This window comes from Gammaproteobacteria bacterium, from assembly GCA_035501935.1.
In the GTDB taxonomy this organism is placed as follows: Bacteria; Pseudomonadota; Gammaproteobacteria; order JAJPIJ01; family JAJPIJ01; genus JAJPIJ01.
This window is the reverse complement of sequence record DATJVC010000015.1, coordinates 91345-114091: the sequence shown is the minus strand read 5'-3', so window position 1 is coordinate 114091 and position 22747 is coordinate 91345. Positions and strand designations below refer to the sequence as shown.

23 protein-coding genes, 2 tRNA genes and 1 other RNA gene are annotated in these 22747 nt (G+C 62.0%); 4 read left to right on the top strand and 22 right to left on the bottom strand.

Going from position 1 to position 22747, the window contains the following annotated elements; genetic code table 11:
• Positions 1 to 200 precede the first annotated feature (200 nt).
• The 16 genes from VMH34_03820 to orn form a co-directional block, all read right to left on the bottom strand.
• Positions 201 to 1493: an adenylosuccinate synthase gene (locus VMH34_03820; protein ID HTT07898.1), complete on the bottom strand. Its 1293-nt coding sequence runs from the start codon at positions 1491 to 1493 to the stop codon at positions 201 to 203.
• A 28-nt stretch (positions 1494 to 1521) separates the two neighbouring features.
• Entirely contained in the window at positions 1522 to 2709 is a 1188-nt protein-coding gene (locus VMH34_03815; protein ID HTT07897.1) for an ATP phosphoribosyltransferase regulatory subunit, read from the bottom strand.
• 6 nt (positions 2710 to 2715) lie between these two features.
• The gene (locus VMH34_03810; GenBank protein HTT07896.1) at positions 2716 to 2907 is read right to left on the bottom strand and encodes a DUF2065 domain-containing protein; all 192 of its coding nucleotides are present in this window, start codon (positions 2905 to 2907) and stop codon (positions 2716 to 2718) included.
• 10 nt (positions 2908 to 2917) lie between these two features.
• Positions 2918 to 3790 carry a protease modulator HflC gene (gene hflC / locus VMH34_03805; protein ID HTT07895.1) on the bottom strand — a complete coding sequence of 291 codons (873 nt, stop codon included), beginning with the start codon at positions 3788 to 3790 and terminating at the stop codon, positions 2918 to 2920.
• 1 nt (position 3791) lies between these two features.
• Positions 3792 to 4940: an FtsH protease activity modulator HflK gene (hflK, locus tag VMH34_03800; protein HTT07894.1), complete on the bottom strand. Its 1149-nt coding sequence runs from the start codon at positions 4938 to 4940 to the stop codon at positions 3792 to 3794.
• Between the two features lie 165 nt (positions 4941 to 5105).
• A complete protein-coding gene (gene hflX / locus VMH34_03795; GenBank protein ID HTT07893.1) occupies positions 5106 to 6410 on the bottom strand; it encodes a ribosome rescue GTPase HflX in 1305 nt (434 codons plus the stop codon).
• Positions 6411 to 6525: 115 nt separating this feature from the next.
• On the bottom strand, positions 6526 to 6774 hold the full coding sequence (gene hfq / locus VMH34_03790) for an RNA chaperone Hfq (protein HTT07892.1): 249 nt from the start codon (positions 6772 to 6774) through the stop codon (positions 6526 to 6528).
• A 184-nt stretch (positions 6775 to 6958) separates the two neighbouring features.
• Positions 6959 to 7915: a tRNA (adenosine(37)-N6)-dimethylallyltransferase MiaA gene (miaA, locus tag VMH34_03785; GenBank protein ID HTT07891.1), complete on the bottom strand. Its 957-nt coding sequence runs from the start codon at positions 7913 to 7915 to the stop codon at positions 6959 to 6961.
• Positions 7916 to 7923: 8 nt separating this feature from the next.
• Entirely contained in the window at positions 7924 to 9594 is a 1671-nt protein-coding gene (gene mutL, locus VMH34_03780) for a DNA mismatch repair endonuclease MutL (protein ID HTT07890.1), read from the bottom strand.
• A gap of 64 nt (positions 9595 to 9658) precedes the next feature.
• Positions 9659 to 10135, bottom strand: coding sequence for a pyrimidine dimer DNA glycosylase/endonuclease V (locus VMH34_03775; GenBank protein HTT07889.1), 477 nt, complete (start codon positions 10133 to 10135; stop codon positions 9659 to 9661).
• Between the two features lie 7 nt (positions 10136 to 10142).
• Positions 10143 to 10529, bottom strand: coding sequence for a DUF4087 domain-containing protein (locus VMH34_03770; protein ID HTT07888.1), 387 nt, complete (start codon positions 10527 to 10529; stop codon positions 10143 to 10145).
• Positions 10530 to 10700: 171 nt separating this feature from the next.
• Entirely contained in the window at positions 10701 to 10997 is a 297-nt protein-coding gene (locus VMH34_03765) for a hypothetical protein (protein ID HTT07887.1), read from the bottom strand.
• Positions 10998 to 11229: 232 nt separating this feature from the next.
• Positions 11230 to 12408: an N-acetylmuramoyl-L-alanine amidase gene (locus tag VMH34_03760; GenBank protein HTT07886.1), complete on the bottom strand. Its 1179-nt coding sequence runs from the start codon at positions 12406 to 12408 to the stop codon at positions 11230 to 11232.
• A gap of 171 nt (positions 12409 to 12579) precedes the next feature.
• Positions 12580 to 13050 (bottom strand): tRNA (adenosine(37)-N6)-threonylcarbamoyltransferase complex ATPase subunit type 1 TsaE, encoded by a 471-nt coding sequence (tsaE, locus tag VMH34_03755; protein HTT07885.1) that lies wholly within the window; start codon positions 13048 to 13050, stop codon positions 12580 to 12582.
• A 5-nt stretch (positions 13051 to 13055) separates the two neighbouring features.
• The gene (locus VMH34_03750; protein HTT07884.1) at positions 13056 to 14543 is read right to left on the bottom strand and encodes an NAD(P)H-hydrate dehydratase; all 1488 of its coding nucleotides are present in this window, start codon (positions 14541 to 14543) and stop codon (positions 13056 to 13058) included.
• A 12-nt stretch (positions 14544 to 14555) separates the two neighbouring features.
• Entirely contained in the window at positions 14556 to 15098 is a 543-nt protein-coding gene (gene orn, locus VMH34_03745; GenBank protein HTT07883.1) for an oligoribonuclease, read from the bottom strand.
• Positions 15099 to 15119: 21 nt separating this feature from the next.
• On the opposite strand from orn, the gene VMH34_03740 reads away from it, so the two are divergent.
• The gene (locus VMH34_03740; GenBank protein HTT07882.1) at positions 15120 to 16376 is read left to right on the top strand and encodes a M48 family metallopeptidase; all 1257 of its coding nucleotides are present in this window, start codon (positions 15120 to 15122) and stop codon (positions 16374 to 16376) included.
• Between the two features lie 153 nt (positions 16377 to 16529).
• On the opposite strand, the gene recR is transcribed toward VMH34_03740, so the two are convergent.
• From recR to VMH34_03715, 5 genes are all read right to left on the bottom strand, one after another.
• Positions 16530 to 17126: a recombination mediator RecR gene (gene recR, locus VMH34_03735; protein ID HTT07881.1), complete on the bottom strand. Its 597-nt coding sequence runs from the start codon at positions 17124 to 17126 to the stop codon at positions 16530 to 16532.
• Between the two features lie 18 nt (positions 17127 to 17144).
• Complete coding sequence (locus tag VMH34_03730) at positions 17145 to 17474, bottom strand: YbaB/EbfC family nucleoid-associated protein (protein HTT07880.1); 330 nt, start codon at positions 17472 to 17474, stop codon at positions 17145 to 17147.
• Positions 17475 to 17506: 32 nt separating this feature from the next.
• Positions 17507 to 19093 carry a DNA polymerase III subunit gamma/tau gene (gene dnaX / locus VMH34_03725; protein HTT07879.1) on the bottom strand — a complete coding sequence of 529 codons (1587 nt, stop codon included), beginning with the start codon at positions 19091 to 19093 and terminating at the stop codon, positions 17507 to 17509.
• Between the two features lie 86 nt (positions 19094 to 19179).
• An RNA gene (ffs, locus tag VMH34_03720) (signal recognition particle sRNA small type) lies at positions 19180 to 19276 on the bottom strand.
• A gap of 169 nt (positions 19277 to 19445) precedes the next feature.
• A tRNA-Ser gene (locus VMH34_03715) sits at positions 19446 to 19538 on the bottom strand.
• Between the two features lie 173 nt (positions 19539 to 19711).
• On the opposite strand from VMH34_03715, the gene VMH34_03710 reads away from it, so the two are divergent.
• The 3 genes from VMH34_03710 to VMH34_03700 all read left to right on the top strand — a co-directional run bounded on the left by VMH34_03710 (position 19712) and on the right by VMH34_03700 (position 21057).
• Positions 19712 to 19787: transfer RNA gene (locus VMH34_03710), tRNA-Ala, on the top strand.
• A gap of 124 nt (positions 19788 to 19911) precedes the next feature.
• Positions 19912 to 20718, top strand: coding sequence for an FTR1 family protein (locus VMH34_03705; GenBank protein HTT07878.1), 807 nt, complete (start codon positions 19912 to 19914; stop codon positions 20716 to 20718).
• A 21-nt stretch (positions 20719 to 20739) separates the two neighbouring features.
• Complete coding sequence (locus VMH34_03700; protein ID HTT07877.1) at positions 20740 to 21057, top strand: cupin domain-containing protein; 318 nt, start codon at positions 20740 to 20742, stop codon at positions 21055 to 21057.
• Positions 21058 to 21074: 17 nt separating this feature from the next.
• Here the strand turns inward: VMH34_03700 and VMH34_03695 are convergent, their stop codons facing one another.
• Positions 21075 to 22355 (bottom strand): flavohemoglobin expression-modulating QEGLA motif protein, encoded by a 1281-nt coding sequence (locus VMH34_03695; GenBank protein HTT07876.1) that lies wholly within the window; start codon positions 22353 to 22355, stop codon positions 21075 to 21077.
• Between the last annotated feature and the right edge of the window lie 392 nt (positions 22356 to 22747).

Genomic DNA, 22747 nt, shown 5'->3' with positions numbered 1-22747 from the left:
AGCCAATAAACAGGAATTTGATTGTCCCGCATGGGCCGGCGTCATACACACAATTTATGCTGCACCGCCACGAGAATGGCCTGCCGTGTGTGGTCCGGAAACCTCCCCAAGGAGCGCCCGTGAACCGGGTCTAATATTTTTCTTCCACCATACCACAAACATAGCACAGATTTTCCCCGGCACCAGCGGCCGGAACCTGTTCAATCGAAGGGATGGCGGAGAATAATGGTGTCGGCACGATCGGCGCCGGTGGAGATGATATCCAGAGGCGTCTCGACGGTTGCAGCGATCCGCTCCAGGTAGGTCCGCGCGTTCTTCGGCAGATCGGCATAGCGGCGGAGGCCCAGCGTGGATTCCTTCCAGCCGGGCCACTCCTCGTAGATCGGCTCGCAGCCCACCAGCGCATCGGCGTTGCCGGGCAGCGTCAGGAAAGTTTCGCCGTCACGGCGGTAACCGGTGCAAAGACGGATGGTGTCCAGGCCGTCGAGCACGTCCAGTTTGGTGACGCACAAACCGGACAGGCTGTTGATCAGTCGCGAACGGCGCAGCGCCACGGCGTCGAACCAGCCGCAGCGACGGCGGCGGCCGGTGGTGGCGCCGAATTCGTTGCCGCGCTTGGAAAGATATTCGCCCACGTCATCGGTAAGCTCGGTCGGGAACGGACCTCCGCCGACGCGCGTGGTATAGGCCTTGGTGATGCCCAGCACATAATCGAGGCAACGCGGTCCCACGCCGCTGCCGGTGGCCGCGTTGCCCGCCGTGGTATTGGACGAAGTGACGTAGGGGTAGGTGCCGTGATCAACATCGAGCAGCGTGCCCTGCGCGCCCTCAAACAGTATGTTACTGCCGCTGGCCTGATGCGCGGCGATGCGATCGGGAATGCTGGTGATCATGGGCGCCAGCATCCCGACGCTCTGCATGGCCTCATCCAGGCACTGCTGAAAATCCACCGGTGGCTGTTTGTAATAGTGCTGCAGCGAAAAATTGTGGAAGTCCAGGACTTCGCCCAACTTGGCGGCGAAGCGCTCCCGGTGCGGAAGATCGCCCACCTTCAAGGCGCGGCGCGCGACCTTGTCCTCGTACGCCGGGCCGATGCCGCGGCCGGTGGTGCCGATCGCCGCCTTGCCCTTGGCCAGTTCACGCGCCTGATCGAGCTTGACGTGGTATGGCAAAATCAACGGGCAGGCGTCGCTCAAAAAAATCCGCGGACGCGCGACTATGCCGCTCTTTTCCAGCATCGTGATCTCCTCGACCAGTGCCTGCGGGCTGACCACCACGCCACCGCCGATCAGACACTCCACGCCCTCCCGTAGAATTCCCGACGGGATCAGATGCAAGACCGTTTTCTTGCCGTTGACGACGACGGTGTGTCCGGCGTTATGACCGCCTTGAAAACGCACCACGGCACGCACGCGATCGGTCAGCAGATCGACCAGTTTGCCCTTGCCCTCGTCCCCCCACTGCGTGCCGATCACGACGACGTTTTTGCCCACGTTGGCTGCCCGCTTGAAAGGAAACCGTTTAAAGCCTGACGACGCGCCAGCCGCCGCGGCTGCGCACAAGTCTGTGCGTGCAGCCGGGCGCGCCGGCGTTGCCCCGCTTGCCGGGCAAATCCATGATGACGCGCATGCCGCGGCGGCGCAGCGCCGCGATCGTCTCGTGAAGCGCCGCGTCCGCCGGCGTCGATGGCGCAAGTATGCGGCGGACCGCAGTGGGCCTGCCCGGCGGCTGGCGGCGCAACAGGCGCAACAGATCGAGACTGAAACCCGTGGCGGCGCGCGCGCGGCCGAAGACCCTGCCGACGTTGTCGTAGCGCCCGCCCCATGCCAGCGCCTGTCCCTCGCCCGGATGGTAGGCGGCGAACATCACGCCGGTGTGATAGTGATAGCCGCGTAATTCGGCCAGATCGAAGTGCAGCGCCACCCCCGGCAGACGGCGCTTGAGCAGGTGGGCAATGCGGCGCAAATCCTCCAGCGCGCGCGCAACCTCCGCGCCCGCGCCCCGCAGGCGTTGCCGTGACTCGTTCAACACCGCGCTGCCGCCATTCAACCGGGTCAGGGCCAGCAACCGGTCACGCAGCGGCGCGGCCAGACGCCAGGCCCGCGCTGATTCCGCGATTTCCGGCGCCGCCTTGCGCTGCAGCAGCGAGAACAGTTCCATTTCACGATCGGCATCCAGCCCGGCCTTGCGCGCGAGACCGCGGAAGATGCCGATGTGGCCGATGTCGAGACAAAGCGGTCTGACTCCCGCCAGCGTCAGGATGTCGCTCATCAGACAGATCACCTCGGCGTCGCTCTCCACGCCGGCGTGGCCATACAACTCGGCGCCCAGTTGCAGGGGGCTCCGGCTGCCGCCCGGCATGGCGGCATGAGTGTGCAGCACGGTACCGATATAGCACAGCCGTGTGGGCGCGTCGCGCCGCAGCCGATGTGCGTCGATGCGCGCCACCTGTGGCGTCATGTCGGCGCGCACGCCGAGCTGCCGGCCGCTTTTCGGATCGGTCAGTTTGAAGGTCTGCAAATCGAGATCGCGCCCCATGCCCGTCAACAGCGCCTCCAGATGCTCGACGAACGGCGGCACCACCATCTCGTATCCCCAGGCCTGCAGTCGATCCAGCACGCGCCGGCGCAGCGCCTCCAACCGTTCGGCCTCCGGCGGCAGGATTTCCTCCACGCCTTCCGGCAACAGCCAGCGTTCCGAGTCGCGCACGCGCGCCTACCTCGCCCCGTACATGAGGATGAGACCGAACAACATGGACAGCAATCCCAGGGTTCGCAACACCGGTTCACGCAGGTGCGCGGCCGTGAAATACACCCGCCGCATGGCGGTGGGATACACAAACGGGCCGATGCCTTCCAACACCAGCATCAGCCCCAGCGCGATGAAAAATTCCTGCCACACGGTCATGTATTGGAACTCAGGGCGCAGGGGGCTTGTCGGAGTTGAAGTACTTCAGGAACTGGCTGTCGGGGCTCAGCAGCAGCATGTTGTTCTTGCCCGAGAAACTGTTTTTGTAGGCGTTGAGGCTGCGGTAAAAATCGTAGAATTCCCGATCGGCGCCATAAGCCTCCGCATAAATCTCTGTCGCGCGCGCGTCGCCCTCGCCGCGCACCCGCTCGGCGTCGCGGTAGGCATCGGCGAGGATGACGGTGCGTTCGCGATCGGCGTCGGCACGAACCCGCTCCGCCGCCTCGGCGCCGCGCGAACGGAAGTCGCGCGCCACGCGATCGCGCTCGGCGCGCATGCGCCCGTATACAGAACCGCTGACCTCCGCCGGCAAATCGATGCGCTTGATGCGCACGTCCTCGATCTTGATGCCGAGATCGCTGCCGGTGGTGCTGTCCACCGTCTGGGTGACGATGTTCATGATCTCTCCGCGCTCACCGGAGACCACCTGCTGCACGGAGCGTTTTCCGAATTCCTCGCGCAGCTTGGAATTGATCGCCTGATAAAGCAGCTGACCGGCGCGGTTCTCGTCGCCCTGCGTCGCCCGGTAATACTTTTCCACGTCGACGATGCGCCAGCGCACATAGGAATCGACGATGACATCCTTCTTTTCATTGGTGAGAAACCGTTCCGGTTCGCCGGCATCGAGGCTCAGGATGCGCCGCTCCACGCGCCGCACCTGATTCCACGGCCACTTGAAATGCAGGCCTGGGGCATAATCCGAACCGATGATGCTGCCGAAATTCAGCAGCAAGGCCTGCTGGCGCTCGGTGACGACGAACGTGCACGACCAGCCGAGAATGACGAAGGCCAGGATCAACAACAGCGAGCGCAACGGGTTCATGTCAGCGCTCCTCCCGCTCCCGGCCATCGCCGCGGGAATGCAATTCGCCGGATGCCGGCGGTTGTTCCACTTTCTCGCTCGTCCCTTCCGGCGTCATGATCGGCGGCGGTACAGCCGGCGGAGTCTCGGCTGCGCCGGTGGATTTCTCCAACGGAAGATACAGCAGGGGACGGGCGGCGGAATCGTTGATGATGACTCTCGAGAGACTGCCCAGCACCGACTCCATGGTCTCGATGTACAGCCGCTGGCGGGTAACCTCCGGCGCACGGCGGTATTGTTCGAGCAGTTGCGTGAAGCGGCTGCCGTCGCCCTCGGCCTGCGCAATCACCTTGGCCTTGTAGGCCTCCGCATCGGCCTGCGCGCGCGCCGCCGCCCCGCGTGCCTTGGGCAGTATGTCGTTCTTGTATGCTTCGGCCTCATTGATCAACCGCTGTTCGTCCTCGCGCGCCTTGATGGCGTCATCGAAGGCGGCCTTCACCTCGTCGGGCGGCTTGGCGGATTTTATGTTGACGGCATTCACCATCAATCCGCATTGATAGTCGTCCAGAATGCGTTGCAGGGTTTCCTTGATCGATCGCGCAATTTGATTGCGCCCGTCGGTGAGTATGAAATCCATGGTGTTGCCGCCGATGATCTCGCGCACGGAGGCCTCCGTGGCCTGGCGCAGCGTGCCCTCCGGCCCGCGTACCTTGAATAGATAGCGGTCCACCTCGTTTTCGCGCACCTTGTACTGCACCTCCAGTTCTATATCGACGATGTTCTCGTCGCGGGTCAGCATGGAGGCCTTGTCCGTCATCGACTGCACGAGGTCGGCATTGACCTTCTCGACGCGTTCGATCGGCCGCGGCAGGCGCAGGCTCAGGCCCGGCGTTAGCGTGGCGACATGCCGGCCGAAGCGCAGCACCACCCCGCGTTCGCCCGGCTGTATGACGTAGGCGCATTCCATCACCAGCACAAACACCGCGAATAAAAACAGCAACGGCAGGTGGGCGCCGGAATTGCCGCCGGTGCCGCGAGCCCCCGCCTTGCCCGAACCGAACAGGCGGCTGAACTTTTCCTGCATACGCCGGACCATCTCCTCGAAGTCCGGCGGTCCGTCATCATCCCGCCGGCCCCAGGGGTCGCGATTGTTTTGGTCATCCCAACTCATGCGCCATTACTCCGAAAAAAATCAGGGACGTGGTGGAAGACTTTCCGTGAGTGAAAGGACATGCAAATCATGGTGTTTTTCCGCAGCGATTGTACGGGCAGGCGCGCGCCGGCTGCAACTTGAACTATCGGATGTACACAGGTTGTGTTCCGGAGTACCGGCCGGTCAGGCCGCCGCATGGACCACGGCCGGACCGATCTGATCAGGATCGAAACCGCAACGCAGACACAACCGCCGCAGGCGCGGCGCGTCGATGCCCAGTGTCAGCTGCCAGCCGCCTAGGGGATCACGAACCTCGGCAAGTATGACGCCCTCATCGTGCAACCGCGCGCGCAAACGACCGGCCGCCGGCGGCAGTGATATCCGGCAGGAGTAGCGGCTGCCCAGGCGTTCCGTGATGGCCGCGATTAATTGATCCACCCCCGCTCCGGTTCGCGCCGAGACCCATACCCGCTTGGGCGCGCCGGCCGCATCGCGCTCCACACGGGGCGTGACTACCGGCAGGCGATCGATCTGATTGTAGACCTCCAGCACCGGCACGGCGTCGGCGTGGATTTCCTCCAACACCCTCCCGACGTCGTCGCTGCGTGTGTCACGTTCCTCATCGGCGGCGTCCACCACCTTGAGCAACAAGTCCGCCTCCAGCACCTCCTCCAGCGTGGCGCGGAACGCCGCCACCAGTTCATGCGGCAGATCGCGCAGGAAACCCACGGTGTCGCTCAATACCGCGCTTCCCGCGCCGGGCAGGTCCAGCCGCCGCAGGGTCGGATCAAGCGTGGCGAACAGTTGATCGGCGACATAAGTATCGGCGCCGGTCAGCCGGTTGAACAGGGTGGATTTTCCGGCGTTGGTGTAACCCACGAGCGATATGGCCGGTATTCCAGCGCGGCTGCGCGAATGGCGGCGTACGTGGCGCTGTGACCGCACGCGCTGCAGGCGTTCGTTGATCTGCCGGATGCGGCGGCCAATCAAACGCCGGTCGATTTCCAATTGCGTTTCGCCCGGTCCGCGCAATCCGATACTGCCGCCGCGCTGCCGCTCCAAGTGTGTCCAGCCGCGCACCAGCCGGGTGGAGAGGTGTTCGAGCTGGGCCAGTTCCACCTGCAGCTTGCCCTCGAAGGTGCGGGCGCGCTGTGCAAAGATGTCGAGAATCACGCCGGTGCGATCGACGACGCGGCATTGCAAGGCCTTTTCGAGGTTGCGCTCCTGCGCGGGCGACAGGGCGTGATTGAACAGCGCCACCTCGGCCCGATGCGCCCGAATCAGGTCGCACAGTTCCCCGACCTTGCCGCGGCCGATGAAATAGGCCGGATCGGGACTGGATCGCGAACCGCCGAGTTCGGCCACCGTCTCGACTCCGGCGGAGCGCGCCAGCTCGCGGAATTCCGCCAACGAGTCGCCGGCCCGGGAGCCGCGCAGGCGAAGGCCAATCAGGACGGCCCGTTCGCCGCTGCGGGGACGTTCAAGCAAGGAAGGAATGACTCCTGCGCGGCGAGTACCCGCGCGAATCGGAAGGGGTGCAATCGCCGGCGTTGTAAGAAAAGCGCCGTGTCACATCAACGGGATTATGGCCGGTGTCATCGGCTCACATCGGCGCCGGCGGCTGTTCCTCATCGGAACGCGGCAGTTTGACATTGCGCGCCGGGACGACGGTCGAAACCGCGTGCTTGTAGACCATCTGGCTGACGGAATTCTTCAACAGGATGACAAACTGGTCAAAGGATTCGATCTGCCCCTGCAATTTGATGCCATTGACAAGATAAATCGACACCGGCACATGCTCTTTGCGTAGCGCGTTTAAAAAGGGTTCCTGCAACGATTGTCCTTTACTCATGGGTTGTTCTCCTTCTTATTATTATCCGCGCCGCCGAATCTTCCCTGATTTTATGGCGCGCCGGGACTATATTTTTTCTCCGCAGCCAAGGACTTATCTCAATGCACGCTATATATTATATTAATTATACACCGTATTTTGCATGGCGTAGAACTGCCCGCGGACACCAGACATCACATTGATATTATTGAACCGGCTCCAATTCCTGCCGCAGGATTTTCACGGCCATTGCCGTCAACGCCGCTGCCTCCTGATCAGCCGCCAGCCAGTGCGCGTCGGTCTCATCACGCAACCAGGTGAGCTGCCGTTTCGCCAGTTGGCGCGTGGCGGTAATGGCTTTTTCGGTCATGGCGGCAAGGTCGTCCTCGCCCGCGCAATAGCGCCACGCCTGCCGGTAGCCTACAACGCGCATGGACGGCAGGGCGGGATGCAAATCGCCGCGCGCGTGCAATCTTTTCACTTCATCGATGAATCCCGCCTTGAGCATGTCGTGAAACCGCTGCGCCGCGCGCGCATGCAGCCAGCCCCGCTCGGCCGGGGCCAGTATCAGTTTGATCAACCGGTAGGGACACTCCGGCCCGCGCCGGTCGCGGAAACCCTCGGACAAAGGCCGGCCGGTCAACTCAAATACTTCCAGCGCGCGCAGGATGCGCTGACTGTCATTGGGATGGATGCGGCGCGCGGATTCGGGGTCCACCTTCGCCAGCCGGCGATGCAAGGCCGCCAGTCCGGCTCGCTCCTGCTCGGCCTGCAGGCGCTCCCGCACTGCGGTGTTGGCTTGTGGTAATTGTGACAACCCCCGTTCCAACGCGCGGAAATAAAGCCCGGTGCCACCCACCAGCAGGGGAATCCGGCCCTGTGCGGTGATTTCACCCATGGCCGCAAGCGCATCACGGCGGAATTCGGCGGCGGAGTATGATTCGACGGGATCGCGAATACCAATCAGCCGGTGCGGCGCGCGCGCCAGGACATCCGCGTCCGGTTTGGCGGTGCCGATGTCCATGCCACGATAGATCATCGCCGAGTCGACGCTGATGATCTCGCACGGCAGATACGCGGCCAGTTCCACCGCCAGCGCCGTCTTGCCCGCCCCGGTGGGGCCCATCAGAAATATGGCGGGCGAACGAACGTGACGCGCCATGACGGCTTCTAGCCGGAGGTTTTAAGCAATGACAGCAATTCCTCGACAGTCGCCCGCCGCTGGCTGCGCCCGATGTCGGCACCTTCCTCCTGCGCCAGATCGCGCAGCAAGGCCCGCGCCCGCGCTACGCTCTTGATCGGCGTGGCCGTCGCGGACATATCCGCCAGCATCTCGATCAAGGCGTCATCAGCTTGTAAATCATCCAGAGTGGTTCCGACAAACTGTCGCATCAGTGCCGATGCCTCCACATCGCGCAGTGCCGCCGGCAATCCGCGCACAAGCAGGGCGCGCGGTCCGGCAGGCTCCACGTCAAAGCCAATCCGCCGCAGCCGGGAGCCGTACGTCGCCAGCCACTCCAGGTGTTGTTCCTCGACGGCGACGTTCGCCGGGAACAGCAGCGGCTGCGCCGCGATATCGCCCCCCGCCGCGGCCCGCTGCAGACGCAGGCGCTTCAAGTCGCCGAAAGCGCGCCACAGATCGCTGATGATGAGATCATCACCGCTCACGGACAACAGATAGCGCCCGGCCACCACTTCCAAATCACGCGGACGTTCGCGTTCGGATCGAATGTCCGTTGTTTCATATTCAGCCCGCGTTTCGGCGACAACAGGGACGGGGGGGGTCGCGCGCGTTGGCAAAGGCGGCAGAAAAACCCGCCGCCCCGCACCGCCCTGCTCCAGAGCGTTGCGCAATCCGCTCAACACAAAATCATGCGCCCGCCGCACGTCGTGAAAACGCACTTCGGTCTTGGCCGGGTGCACGTTCACATCGAGATCGGCCGGGTTCATAATCAAATACAGCACATAGGCTGGATGGCGGCCCGGTGCGAGCCGATCCTGATAGGCCAGCCGGATGGCGTGTTGCAGCCTGGGGTCGCGCACCGGACGGTGATTGATGAATAGATGTTGCACGTCGCTCTGATTGCGCGCCGCCTCTGCGGGTGCGATCCAGCCCCATAGGCGCAAATCCTCCACCAGCGCCTCGACGGCGTGCGCAGTCGCCATGAATCCGGCGCCACAGAGTTTGACCAGGCGCTCGCGTTGCAAGGCCTCGGTATCCGCCGCGCGCAACTTCAGGATGGTCTGGCGGTTGTGAACCAGCCGGAAGCCCACGTGAAAGGCGCCGAGCGCCGCCGTTCGCGTGCGATCCTCGATATGCAAAAACTCCGTGCGCTCGCTGCGCACAAAGCGTCGCCGCGCCGGGGCATTGAAAAACAATTCCCGCGCCTCGACCGTGGTGCCCGGATTATGCGCGGCGGGTTCCGGCCCCTGCACGCTGGCGTCGCCCGCCACGCGCACCCGCCAGGCGGCCTCTAGTCCCATACCACGGGAAGTAACCGCCAATTTGGCGACGGAACCGATGCTCGGCAACGCCTCGCCACGAAAGCCCAGCGTATTCAGATGACTCAAATCGGCGAAGGACTGCAGCTTGCTGGTGGCGTGGCGGCACAGCGCCAGCGGCAGATCTTCCGGCTCGATGCCATGACCGTCGTCCGTCACCCGGATGAGACGCAGACCGGCCTGCTCACAATCGATTTCGATCTGCATGCAGCCCGCATCCAGACTGTTCTCGATGAGTTCCTTGACGACCGAGGCGGGCCGCTCGATGACTTCGCCGGCGGCGATTTGATTGATGAGCGCCTCCGGTAAAAGCCGGATGCGCGACCGTTCCTTCAACATGAAACTATGCTACCGCCAACACACCCTCCTTGCACAGCACGACTTGAGTCATTCGCCGGGAAAGCTATCTGACGCGATGCCTGCGCAGCGTCAGGTTGGCTGGCTTGTCGGGCTTGATGACTTCCCACTCAGCCACGCCGCCAGGAATGATGCGAAATAGAGGGTGGGGTGCGGGAAGGGATCGCGGCTTCAATGTGGCCATCCAGGACGGAGCGCGGCGGCGCAATTTTGCCCTGAGATGCTTCCATTCATAAGCGAGCTGGCCCTTTGTGGCCGAAATGGATTTAACCCGGCTGCCGCGCGCGATTTTCTTCGCGTCAAAACGGTATCCCCTCCGCGTCGCCTCTTCGTGAACGACGCGAAGATACGCCGCAATGGAACCGCCCGGTGTTCCAGAAGACCGGAAACGAGCCAGTTGAGGATGATGCGTATAGCCGCGCGTGCGTCCCCGGAGAACAGCCTGCGCCAGCAGCGCCTCCCGCCACAAGGCGACAAGACCTTGCGGATCGAGATACCGGGGGTGCAGCGTCCATAACCGCATGACAACTCTATTTCGGCTCCTTCAGCGCAGGGTCTTGCCGGCAACTGTCAAGCGGACGGGCGGAGGCGGAATCGATTTGGACCACCTCATGTGTGTCCTTGTCCACGATGACCTTGAGACACGCGCAGCCGTAGCCGTAGCTGCCGTTCTGCTCGACCCATTGGTTCCGTTTGAACCTGGGCCAATCGCCTTCGGCTTGATGGCCACCTTGTATGCCGATGATCCATTCGCCATCTCGGTCAATCAGCGACACGTTTGCCGGTGTCGGATTAACAAACCACCCGCACCGGTTCTCGAAACTTTGCTTCGAATCTACAGCTACAGCAGAAGCAGCAAGTAGTGCCGCGCATACTGCAACCCATAATCTTTTTTGAATGCGCATGGTCTTTTGCATTAGTAAGGAGAAATGTGGTACGTCCCCTGCTTACGTGCTCCTCCATTTGCCTGCCAATCTCGGGTTGACAGGGGTTTCGCTCATGGCCGGCTTTTAAGCATAATTTGATTTAGATGACACAGGTTTAGCGGGCGGGTGCAACGAAGGGTTGGGCGTCATCCCTGGACCATGTCACGTGCGTGTGTTCTCCACGAGCGTGGCAATCTGCACGAACTCGACGGTGGGGCGCACGCCATAGAGACCTGTCACGCGCTCGAGCAATTGATCGGTGAAGAACGCCTTGGCAGCATCCTCTGAATCCCAGACATAGAAGTTCGTGGCCTCGCGCTTTCCGGCATTGAACGCGAAGGCCTTTGAGCGAAGCCCCGGCATCCCTTCAAACCTTGCGCGAGCGGTCTCGGCAATCTTCCGCACGGCTTGCTCATCAAAATTGTTTCCGTAGCGAAACGTCACGACTACACCGATCATGTCGCACTCCTTTCGAACTGCCTGGTCAGAACCACTGGGTCTTGAAGTGACGCCCAACTATAAATTAGATTTCACCTTCGCCATATATTCTTCTGGCACTAAACGCCGCATAATCCTGCGCTACGTTTACAACACATTGATTTTGCCGCGCCCGGCAATATAAACAGGGCACAAGCTAATTTGAAACGCCGGAAATTAAACCACGCGCAAATGGCGGGTTCAAACGGATGGGTTAACGGGCAGCGGTCATGCGGCTCTGGCGCAACTGCGCCATGAACGTGCCGGTCGGTGGGTTGTCCTCGAAGTAGTGTTGCACGCCCTCGGCGATGGCCTGTGCCAGCGCCTGCTGATGATCGGCGCTGCGCAATTTCTTTTCTTCCTGCGGATTGGTGATGTAGGCGGTTTCAATCAATATGGAGGGGATATCGGGAGACTTGAGTACCACAAAGCCGGCATGCTGCACCTCGCGGTGATGCACGTTGCCGACGTCGTCCAGTTCGGTCAGCACCTTGCCGGCGACATTCACGCTCGCCTCGATGGCGGCGGTCTGCGACAAATCGAGCAGCACGGATTTGAGTTGCGCGTCCTTGTCGTCCAGAGTCACGCCGCCGACCAGATCGGAGGCATTTTCCTGGTCCGCCAGCCAGCGCGCAGCCTCGCTGCTGGCGCCGCGCTGCGACAGCACGTACACCGACGAGCCGCGGGTGCGCGGATCACGATAGGAATCGGCGTGTATGGAGACGAATAGATCGGCCTTCTGTTCGCGCGCCTTGTCCATGCGCTCGCGCAGCGGAATGAAATAATCGCCATTGCGGGTCAGCACGGCGCGCATGCCCTTCTGCTGATTGATGATTCCTGCCAGACGGCGGGCGATGCTGAGGGTAATGTCCTTTTCCCGGGTGCCGTTGCTGCCGGTGGCGCCGGGGTCGTCGCCGCCATGGCCGGCATCCACGGCCACCACGATGTCGCGCGAGCCGTTGTCGGCGCTGACCGACCGGGTGGCGGAGAGAGCCGGTGACAGCGACGGCGCGGCCGATGCGAGTGTCAGTGGTTGTGCCTTGAGCGGCGTGCCCGCAAAGGGCGCGACATCCGATGCCCGCGCCTGTTCCACCAAATCCACCAGCAGGCGATGTCCATATTGCTGGTTCGGGTTGAGCATGGCGGTGCGCACCTGTACGGGATGGGCGACATCCAGCACCATGCGCAATCCGCCGCCCGGACGCTCGCCCCAACGCACTCCCTTCAGCAGCCGTAGATCACCGCCGGGTTTGTTGAGCGGGGCGATGACCTGCGCTTGATCGACGTCGATGACCACGCGGTTCGGATCGGGAATGGTGAAGATTTCGTATTTGACCGGGCCGCTCATGTCGAAGACGACGCGGGTGTTGTCCGGCGCGGGCCAGACGCGCATACGTTGCACGTCGACGCTGGCCGCGGGGCAAAGCGCAGGGATAAGTGCGAAAAATAAAACCAGAAAGCGCATGAGGCCTTATAGATTTCTCTTTGATCTCCATATAGATTTTTATCTGATACGCGGTTTTTTTCAAGTATTTATTATGACATTGTAATAACTTATTGAATATCAAGTATTTTTAACTTTATCCGCAGAGACAAATTCTGCATAACTCCTTGCCCCACCTATTGTTTCTGCACCGAGGGTGAGCGCGCGCGTATTTCCAAGCTGCTTGTCGATTCCTATGCGCAAATCAGGAACAGGCAAGACACCCTCACCCCGCTCCGGCCATTCGATGAGGCAGATGGTCTCGCCATTGAAATGATCGCGCAGGCCGCTGTACTCCAGTTCCCGGGGATCCTTGAGGCGGTACAAATCGACGTGCATCACCGGACCGGCGGCGGTCGAGTACGGCTCAACCAGCGTGTAGGTGGGGCTTTTCACCGCCGAGATCACGCCCAATGCCCGCAGAAAACCGCGCACCAGCGTCGTCTTGCCGGCACCGAGTTCGCCTTGCAGAAAAATGACGGCGCCGGGCGCTGTCACCGCCGCCAGGCGCCGGCCGAGGGACTCCATCGCCCGCGCCGAGCGAATCACCATCGTTTTCAATTGACCAGCCGACGGAGCCAGGTCATGAGATCAGTCGCCAGCATGCCACGCTCGCCGCCCTGTGCCGCCGCCTGATCCGCCGCCTCGGCGTGCACGCACACGCCGTGCCTGGCGGCGTCGCTGATTGACAGCCCCTGCGCCAGCAGGCCGGCAATCACGCCGGTCAGCACGTCGCCCATGCCGCCGCTGGCCATGCCCGGATTGCCGGCATCGCAAACGTGCAGGCCGTCCGGCGTGGCGACAATCGTGCCGCAGCCCTTGAGCACGCAAACACCACCGTAACGTTCGCGCACCGCCTGGGCGGCGGCATAGCGATCGGCCTGCACCGCCGCCGTGTCGGTGCGCAGCAGACGGGCGGCCTCGCCGGGATGCGGCGTCAGCACCCAGTCGGTGCGCGTGATGGGATCGAGTGCGATTAAATTGAGCGCATCGGCGTCGACCACCAGCGGTAATTTCTGCTCCAGCGCCGCGCCCAGCAAATCCTGCGCCCAGTCCGATTGTCCCAAACCGGGACCCAGGGCGATCACAGTTGCATTCTTGAGGAGCGGCCCCAGTGCGCGCCGATCCGCGACACCGTGCGCCATGATCTCCGGCCGCGCCGCGCTGATCATGGGGGCATGCGCAGGCTGGGTGGCCACGCTCACCAAACCGCTGCCGATACGACCCGCGGCCTCGGCTGCCATGCGCACGGCGCCGGCGTAGCCATGATCGCCGCCGATCACCAGCACATGGCCGAAATGCCCCTTGTGGCTGGCGCGCGCCCGGCGCGGGAGATGATGCACGCCATCGGAACGGCTGATTCGCGTGACAGCCGGTGGTACGGCGTCGTACACCGCCGCCGGAATACCGAGATCGGCAAAATTAATGCGCCCGCAGTAATCCGGCCCGCTGCCGGTCAGCAATCCCGCCTTCATGCCGACGAAAGTCACCGTCGCCTGCGCCTGGATCGCCGCGCCCCGCGGCTGGCCGGTGTCGGCGTTCAAACCTGACGGCACATCGACGGCCAGCACGGGCTTCCCGCAGGCGTTGATCGCCGTAATCACCTCCGCCATGCGGCCGGAAACAGGTCTATCCAGCCCCGTGCCCAACAATGCGTCTACTATTACATCGGCATCGTTCAACAGCTCCGGTTTCCATTCGGTCATTGAAACCTTCGTCTTGCGCAGGCACTCAAGGTTGGCCAGTGCGTCGCCTCGGATGCTTTTGGGTTTGCCGATCACGGCCACCGTGGCCTGCAATCCCGCGGTCTGCGCCAGGCGCGCCACGACGAAGCCGTCGCCGCCGTTTTGGCCGGCACCGCTGCACACCAATATCCGTTTCGCTCCCGGCCAGAGTTGGCACAGAACGGCAAATGCCGCCTCGCCGGCGCGCTCCATCAGCGCGCCGCCCGGGATTTTGTGTTTTTCAATCGCGGCATGATCCAGTTCGCGCACCTGCGCTGCGCGATACAGCGCGCGTGGCAACACCGGATCATTGGCAGCCATGTCAGGGCCGTCTCAACATTTGAAGAAATGTGTACGGTAGTGTTTGAGTTCCGCGACCGAATCCCGAATGTCGTCCAGCGCCAGATGCACGGATTCCTTCTCGAAGGCCGGCATGGCCGGCGCCCAATGCTTGGCCAGGATCTTGATGGTGCTGACGTCGAGATTGCGGTAATGGAAAAATTTTTCCAGCGCGGGCATGTGGCGGTGGAGAAAGCGCCGATCCTGGCAGATGCTGTTGCCGCACATGGGTGAGGTATTGGGCAGCGCGTGCTGGCTCAGGAACGCCAGTGTCTGCTGCTCGGCATCGGCTTCGCGCAACGCGCTCTCGCGCACGCGCTTGACCAGTCCGGATTTGTTGTGTTGCGCCGTGTTCCAGGCGTCCATGGCATTCAGCACCGTGTCATCCTGATGGATCGCGATGACCGGTCCCTCGGCGATGATGTTCAACTGCGCGTCGGTCACGAGCGTGGCGATCTCGATGATATAATCCCGATCCGGATTAAGACCGGTCATCTCCAGATCGATCCAGATTAAATTGCCGGCAGACGCCGCCATACACCGCTCCCCCTTATCATCATGAATACATTTTCGTTAATTTTCATCAGCGCGCTGGGCCTGCACTGGGTGGTGCAACTGTGGCTGGACCGCCGCCAGATCCGGCGCATTCTCGCCCATCGCGACCGCGTGCCACCGGCCTTCGAAACCTTCATCCCGCTGGCCGCCCACCAGAAGGCCGCTGATTATAACGTCGCCCGCATCCGCTTCGGCATGATCGAGTCCACCATCGGCGTCCTGCTGCTGCTGGCCTGGACGCTCGGCGGCGGCCTCAACCTGCTTGATCAATTCTGGCGCGGTTGGTTGCATTCACCACTCGCGCTGGGCGTCGCCTTCCTGCTCTCGGCCTTCCTGCTCATGGCCCTGCTCGATCTGCCGGCGTCGATCTACCGCACCTTTGTAATCGAACAGCGCTTCGGTTTCAATCGCACCACGCCGGTCACCTTCATCGGCGATATGCTCAAGAGCGCCATATTGCTGCTGATCCTGGGCGGGCCGTTCGCCGCGGGGGTGCTGTGGTTGATGCAGCTGGCCGGCGCCTGGTGGTGGCTCAAAGTCTGGGCCTTGTGGATGGGATTCAATCTGCTCATGCAGTGGGCATATCCCGCAATAATCGCGCCCTTGTTCAACCGTTTCAGTCCGCTTGCCGACCTGGGGCTGGTGCAACGCATTGAGGCGCTGCTCCGTCGCACCGGATTCACCTCCGACGGGGTGTTCGTGATGGACGGCTCCAAACGCTCCAGCCACGGCAACGCTTACTTCACCGGCTTCGGACGCCACAAGCGCATCGTGTTTTTCGACACGCTGCTCAAGGAACTGGCTCCGGAGGAAATAGAGGCGGTGCTGGCGCACGAACTGGGCCACTTCCGCCGCCGCCACGTCATCAAGCGTCTGTTGCTGATGGCGGCGCTCAGCCTGGCGGGACTGGCCATCCTGGGCTGGCTGATTGTGCAGCCGTGGTTTTACGCCGGCGTGGGGATATCGCAATCTTCCGCGCACGCCGCGTTGATGATCTTCCTGCTCATCAGCCCGCACTTCACGTTCCTGCTGCAACCGCTCGGCGCCTGGATGTCGCGGCGGCATGAGTTTGAGGCTGATGATTATGCAATTGAACAAAGCGACGGCCGCGCGCTGGTGCGGGCGCTGGTGAAGCTGTACCGGGAGAATGCCAATACGCTGACGCCGGACCCGCTCTACTCCGCCTATCACGACTCGCATCCGCCGGCGCCGTTGCGCGTCGCCTATCTGCAGCGCCGCCTTAATCCATCGACGGCGTGATAACAATCAGCAGATTGACGCAAAACGTTTTGAGGAAGCCCGGCTGCTAGGCGCCGCGAGCGAAAAAGTGAGACAGTACAAAGGCAGTACGGCGAGCTTTTGAGCGAGCAGCAACAACGCAGACGGGCTCCGCAGTAGTTTTGCGTCAATCTGCTATATGTCGCGGCGGCTGGAGATGGCGTGTGACAGCGTGCCGCCATCGATGTAGCCGAGCTCGCCGCCCAACGGAATACCGTGCGCAATGCGGGTGGCGCGGACGCCGTGACTGCGCGCCATCTGGCTGATGTAGTGCGCGGTGGCCTCGCCCTCCATGGTGGCGCTGGTGGCGAGGATGACTTCGTTAACGGTGCCTTCGCCGAGACGTTCATTGAGTTGTTCCATGCCCAGGTCTTCCGGCCGCACGCCGTCCAGCGGCGAGAGCTTGCCCATCAGGACGAAATACAGGCCGCGGTAATCCGCCGCCTGTTCGATACTGGCCACGTCCGCCGGACTTTCGACCACGCACAGAAGTGATGGATCGCGTTTGTCGCCCGCGCACAAGCGGCACAGCGGGGTTTCATTGAAGTTGCGGCAGCGGCTGCAGTTGCCGATCTTTTCCATCGCCGCTGCCAGCGTGCTTGCCAGCGTACGACCGGCGGGCCGGTCACGCTCCAGCAAGTGAAACGCCATGCGTTGCGCCGTCTTCTGCCCGACGCCGGGCAGGCAGCGTAACGCGGCGATCAACTGCTCCAATAGTGGAACGTCCTTCACGCGACCAATCGCCGGTTCTTAAAAAGGAAGTTTCATGCCCGGCGGTAGATTCAACCCCGTCGTCAGCCCGCTCAGCCGCTGCTGGCTTGCCTGTTCCACGCGCCGCACGGCGTCGTTGACGGCGGCGGCGATCAAGTCCTCCAGCATGCCCCTGTCATCCTTGAGCAACGCAGGATCGATTTCCACCCGGCGCACGTCGTGCCGGCCGGTCATTGTCACCTTGACCATGCCGGCGCCCGATTCGCCGATGACCTCCATGCGTGCGATCTCCTCCTGCGCTTTTTGCAGATTCTCCTGCATCTGCTGCGCCTGCTTCATCAAATTTCCCAAGGCACCTTTCATCGTCATGGCAATATCCTGAAAGAAATAACGTGCACTCTTCAAGCCCCGGAGCGCTGCGGCGTGGCGTTCTCCACCACCGCACCGAACTTTTCCCGCAGCGCCTTGACGTTGGGGTCGCTTTCGATGGCGGCGGCGGCGGCGGCCTGCGCCTCCTGCTCACGGCGATCACGTTGCTGCGCCGGCGTTTCAATCGCAGCCAGGCTCTGAACCGACAGCACCAGCTTCAGATGTTTGCCATAGCGATCCTGTATGGCCTGTTCCAGCCGCGATTCAATCCGGGGGTTGCGCTGATGCGCCTGTGCCGGCAGCAGCGCCAGGCGGAATTGCTCGCCGTCGATCCCCAAAAAAACGCAATGCGCCGCGAGTTCGCGGACCAGCCCATTCAATCCCAGTTCGTTGATCATTTCCTGCCACTCTCCCGCCGGCTCCGCGCGGGCTGCGGCCGGCGCGCTCTCAAACGCCGGCGATGGAGGAGCCGGAGTTTCTGAAGTTTTTGAAGCGGGGGACGACGCCGGACTGGCATGGGTTCGCGCACCAGGCCGCAACTGGAAGGTCAGCATGCGCAAAAGCACCATGTCAAAACCACCATGCGGATCGGGCGCCAGCGGCAGATCACGCCGGCCCACCATGGCGATTTGGTAATAAAGTTGCGTATCCTCGGGCGAGAGTCTCCGGGCCAGTTCCTGCACCTGCGGATCATCCTCCACGTCGGCCGCCGTCCCTGACGCGCCCAGCGCCTGCACCACGGCCACGCGCTGCAGCAGGCTCAGCATCTCCACGAGCACACTGGAGAAATCCGTGCTGGTTTCCGCCACGCGCGCGGTCAGCGCCAGCGCGCCAGGGGCGTCATGCTCGGCGAGCAGGCGCAGCAATTCATGGACCTGCCGGCGATCGATGGCGCCCAGCATGGTTGCGACCTCCTGCTCGCGCAACGCGCCGCCGCCGTAGGAGATGGCCTGATCCAGCAGGCTCAACGCGTCGCGCAGGCTGCCGTCCGCCGCCTCCGCGATCAGATGGCGCGCCGTCTTGTCGTTCGCGATGCCCTCCTGCGTCAATATTTTTTCCAACTGCGCCTCGATCTGCGCCACCGTCAGGCGCTTCAAATTGAATTGCAGGCAGCGCGATAGGATCGTTACCGGCAGTTTTTTTGGATCGGTCGTCGCCAGCAGGAATTTGATGTGCGGCGGCGGCTCCTCCAGCGTCTTCAGCAGCGCGTTGAAACTGTGATTGGAGAACATGTGCACCTCGTCGATGAGGTACACCTTGTAGCGCCCGCGCGTCGGCGCATAAACGACGTTCTCCAACAGCTCACGGGTCTCGTCCACCTTGGTGCGCGAGGCGGCATCGACTTCGATCAGATCCACGAAGCGGCCCTCGTCGATCTCACGGCAGGCGGAGCATTGGCCACAGGGACGCGAACTCACGCCCTGCTCGCAGTTGAGCGATTTGGCCAGGATGCGCGCCAGGGTGGTCTTGCCCACGCCGCGCGTGCCGGTGAAGAGATAGGCGTGATGCAGGCGGTTTTGATCGAGGGCGTTGATGAGCGCCTGCAGGACATGCTGCTGCCCCACCATGTCCTCGAAGCGGCGGGGCCGCCATTTTCTGGCCAGAACCTGATAGCTCATGATGGGATCACTACCGCCAAATATGTCGTCACGGTGCTCGAAAGTTGCTCCGAAATTGTCTGTAAACTATGGCATGAGGAGGCGGCCGACGCCAGCCACACCCCGGCACCCGCATCGGCTGCTACCGCTGCTCCCTTCCGGGCCTGACGGGATTCACAACGTAGCGTCGCGAGGGGACCGGCGCGGCCACCATGATTCTGACGGGGAGGAGGATTACTCCGGGCTGTCCATGCCTTCGCCCTGCGGACGCCATTTTGCGGCGTTCCGATTCGCTCCCGGCGAATCGGGCGGACTGGGGAGTCTCCCTCTTCCGATTCATGAAAATTCACGCGCTGCGGCAACTTTCATGAATTGGCGGAGAGGGAGGGATTCGAACCCTCGATACGTCTTTTGGACATATACACGATTTCCAGTCGTGCGCCTTCGACCACTCGGCCACCTCTCCGAACCGACCCGCACTGATGATCCCGGTGGATGAGCAGTGCAGGTCAGGGGCGCGATTGTACACGGATCAGCGATGGCGGTAATCGGAAAATCCAGGCCGTAAATTCCAAGCCGCGGTGCAAAACGGAGTGGCACCTGCGGGGTTGAATCGCTACACTATGCGCCCGCTCAAGTGGGGCTGTAGCTCAGCTGGGAGAGCGTCGCGTTCGCAATGCGAAGGTCGGGGGTTCGATCCCCCCCAGCTCCACCATCATTCATTAATTTTTACGTCTCCCATAGCAACCACGACATTGATTTATAGAGCTTGTAGTTGCAATTAGTAATAATTCTCATTTAATATTACGCGTAATTACATCAGCGCGAGATTACGTCACGTGTTTCCAACGTTCATGATCACCTTCCGCGAAGGCTTGGAGGCCTTCCTGATCGTCGCCATCAGCGCGACCTATCTCATTCAGACCGGCCGCCGGCCACTGTTACGGGCCATCAATTGGGGGGTGGTCACCGCCGTGTTGATGAGCGTGACACTGGGGATTGTACTGGCCCACATCGGCGGCATGACACCCATCTGGGAGGGGTATCTGGCGTTGCTGGCGTCGGTATTGGTCGTCTCCTGCACGGTGCACATGCTGCGGCATGGGAAGCGCATGAAGAAGGAGATCACCAACCGTTTGCAGAGCATGAGCGCAAATACCACCCTTGCCGCGGCGATCGGGGTCTTCGTCTTCATCCTGCTCATGGTCGGACGTGAAGGGATTGAGACCGCCACGATGCTGGCGGCGTTGATCGCCGAGGGCGACACCGTGCACATGGTGGCCGGTGGGTTGATGGGGGTCCTGTGCGCGGCAACGATGGCCTGGGCCTGGTCGCGTTATGGCCATCGCGTCAATCTGTCGCGTTTTTTCAGGGTGACGGCGATTTTCATGGTGCTGTTCTCCATTCAACTGGTGATCTACGCCTTCCATGAATTCAGCGAGGCGCAGGCCCTGCCCTTCCTCGACAATCATTACTGGCACAACCTTTCAGAGCCGTATGGCCCAGAGGGGCGCTATGGCGAGTGGCTGTCGTACAGCCTGGCATTCGTGCCTGGAATTTATCTGCTGTTCACCTGGCTCAAGGATCGAATGGCGCTCCACGCCCCCCCGCCGCGGGTTCCATCTGATCATCGCGCTGCCGCCTGAACGGCAAGCATCCCCGGCATCATGGCCGCGTTACGGATTCAACGTTGGGATCCGGCGCGCGACGGCGAATTCAGTGAAATCGCATTGCGCCGCAAGTTGGAATCGCTCGGTTATACCTGCTGTATTTACCGTTATGAGCCCGGCACGTTTTTCGACGACCATGCACACGCGGTGGACAAGATCGATGCGGTGCTGAGCGGGCGCTTCCGCATCGGCAGCGGCGCGGAGATCGTAATCCTGGGAACCGGCGAGTATGTGCATATCCCGGCCGGCCTGGTGCATTTCGCGGAAGTTGTGGGCGAGGAGCCGGTGCTGAGTCTGGATGCCATCCGCACGTGATCCTGAAAATGCACCATTCAACGCACGGTGCGATTCTCCATTAATAGAAAATCATCCAGACTGACCGTGCCCAGATTGATGCGGTTGGCAAACACGGAATAACTCAGATACGCCGCCAGCGTACTGCGGTTCTGCAGCCATGGCGGTTCATAATGCGGCGGCGCGATATCGCCGTTTTCGAAGAACGGCTCCAGCGCCACCACGTCGCCCAGCGTCAGGCGGCCTGCGAACAAGTGCTCCGCGTACTGGAATTTGTTCGATTGCACCGCCTTGCGCAGGAAGGTGTGCGTGCGGATCAGGCCCTGCAGATACACCACGTCCTTCGTGAAAACGACACCGCCGCCGCGCGGATCGCCGCCGCGGAAGATGCGCGCCGTGGATTGGAAACTCTCGTGCTCATCCTGGCCCTGTTCGAGAAAGAAGCGGTAGATGTCGAGGAAATCCGCGCCCTCGAGTCCCATCTGCACCGCGCGCGTACGCAGGGCCAGCCGCCGCATTCGATTCAGATCGATGGAGCCGCTCACCAACTCCGAGAAGGTGGCCAATCCCTCCTGGGTCCATGTGGTGCGCGGTGCGCCCAGGCTCAAGCTGGTCAGCCGCGGCTGCTTGCGGCCATTGAGCGCCGTCAGCATGTGAACGTAACCTTCATGCCAGAGTAACTGTGCGACGTCCAGGGCGCTGAATAGTGTCGCGCCGCGGATGCGGATACGTTGCGCGCCGGCGGCGGCCTTGGAGGCCATCGCCGGGTCCAGCACCACGCGGATGTCATCGTCTCTGAAAAAAGCGGTCAGAGTATCTTGCAGACGCGACGACACGGATTCGGCGCTCAAGTCCTCCACCGGCGGCGAGACCGTGGCGGCATCCATGAATTCACGGGTGGCGTCGATGAAGTAGGTTGCGGCATCCAGATGGGTCAAGGCACCACGGGCGATATCGTCGCCGGGCTGCCCGTAGAGCGCGATGGAAAGTTCAGTGAAACGCGGATGGCCGGCCGCCGCCAGCATTTCCGCCGCAAGAAGATAGCTATTCGCCGTCAGGTAGAGATATTCGCCGATTGGGTGCGTGCGATCACACTCATGAAGAACGGTCTCCAGAAGTTGAACCTGCCCGGAATAAGCCTGCGAGACCGGCTCGACGACCGGCAGCCGTGGTTGACCACGCTGCCAGTTTTGTTTGAACTGTTCATAGACAGACTCCGGCCAGGCCAGTGTGGTCAACACCCTGATGGCCTGACCGGCTTCAACGACCCGGCGATCCCATTCCTGGAACCGCCGCCATTCCGCGGAGGTCACGCGCACCCTAACTCATCTCCCACTTCACTCTCACACCATCCTGTCGAAGATTGTTATCGCGTTTTCGAAGTATAAATCGGTTCACTCAAGAATTCGCTGCGCTGCCAGTGAATTCAATGGGGGACAGGTCCATCAATTTTCTGCATCACGCGCCGTAATGACCGTCATTGCCAATCTGGCGAGCGCTGAGCAACCAGTTCCGTCAGCATCCAATGTCGGGAAGCACGCAACAGGTGGAGGATGCAAGACCCAATATACGCCCCTGCGCCGTCAAGGCGCGGATGCAAACTCACCCGCACGCAGCGATCAGTGAAAATAGCTGGAAATCGTTCTGGACAAGGTCTATACCTTACCCCATATGGGTATCTATCCATATAGAATCACAATCTCCCTACTCG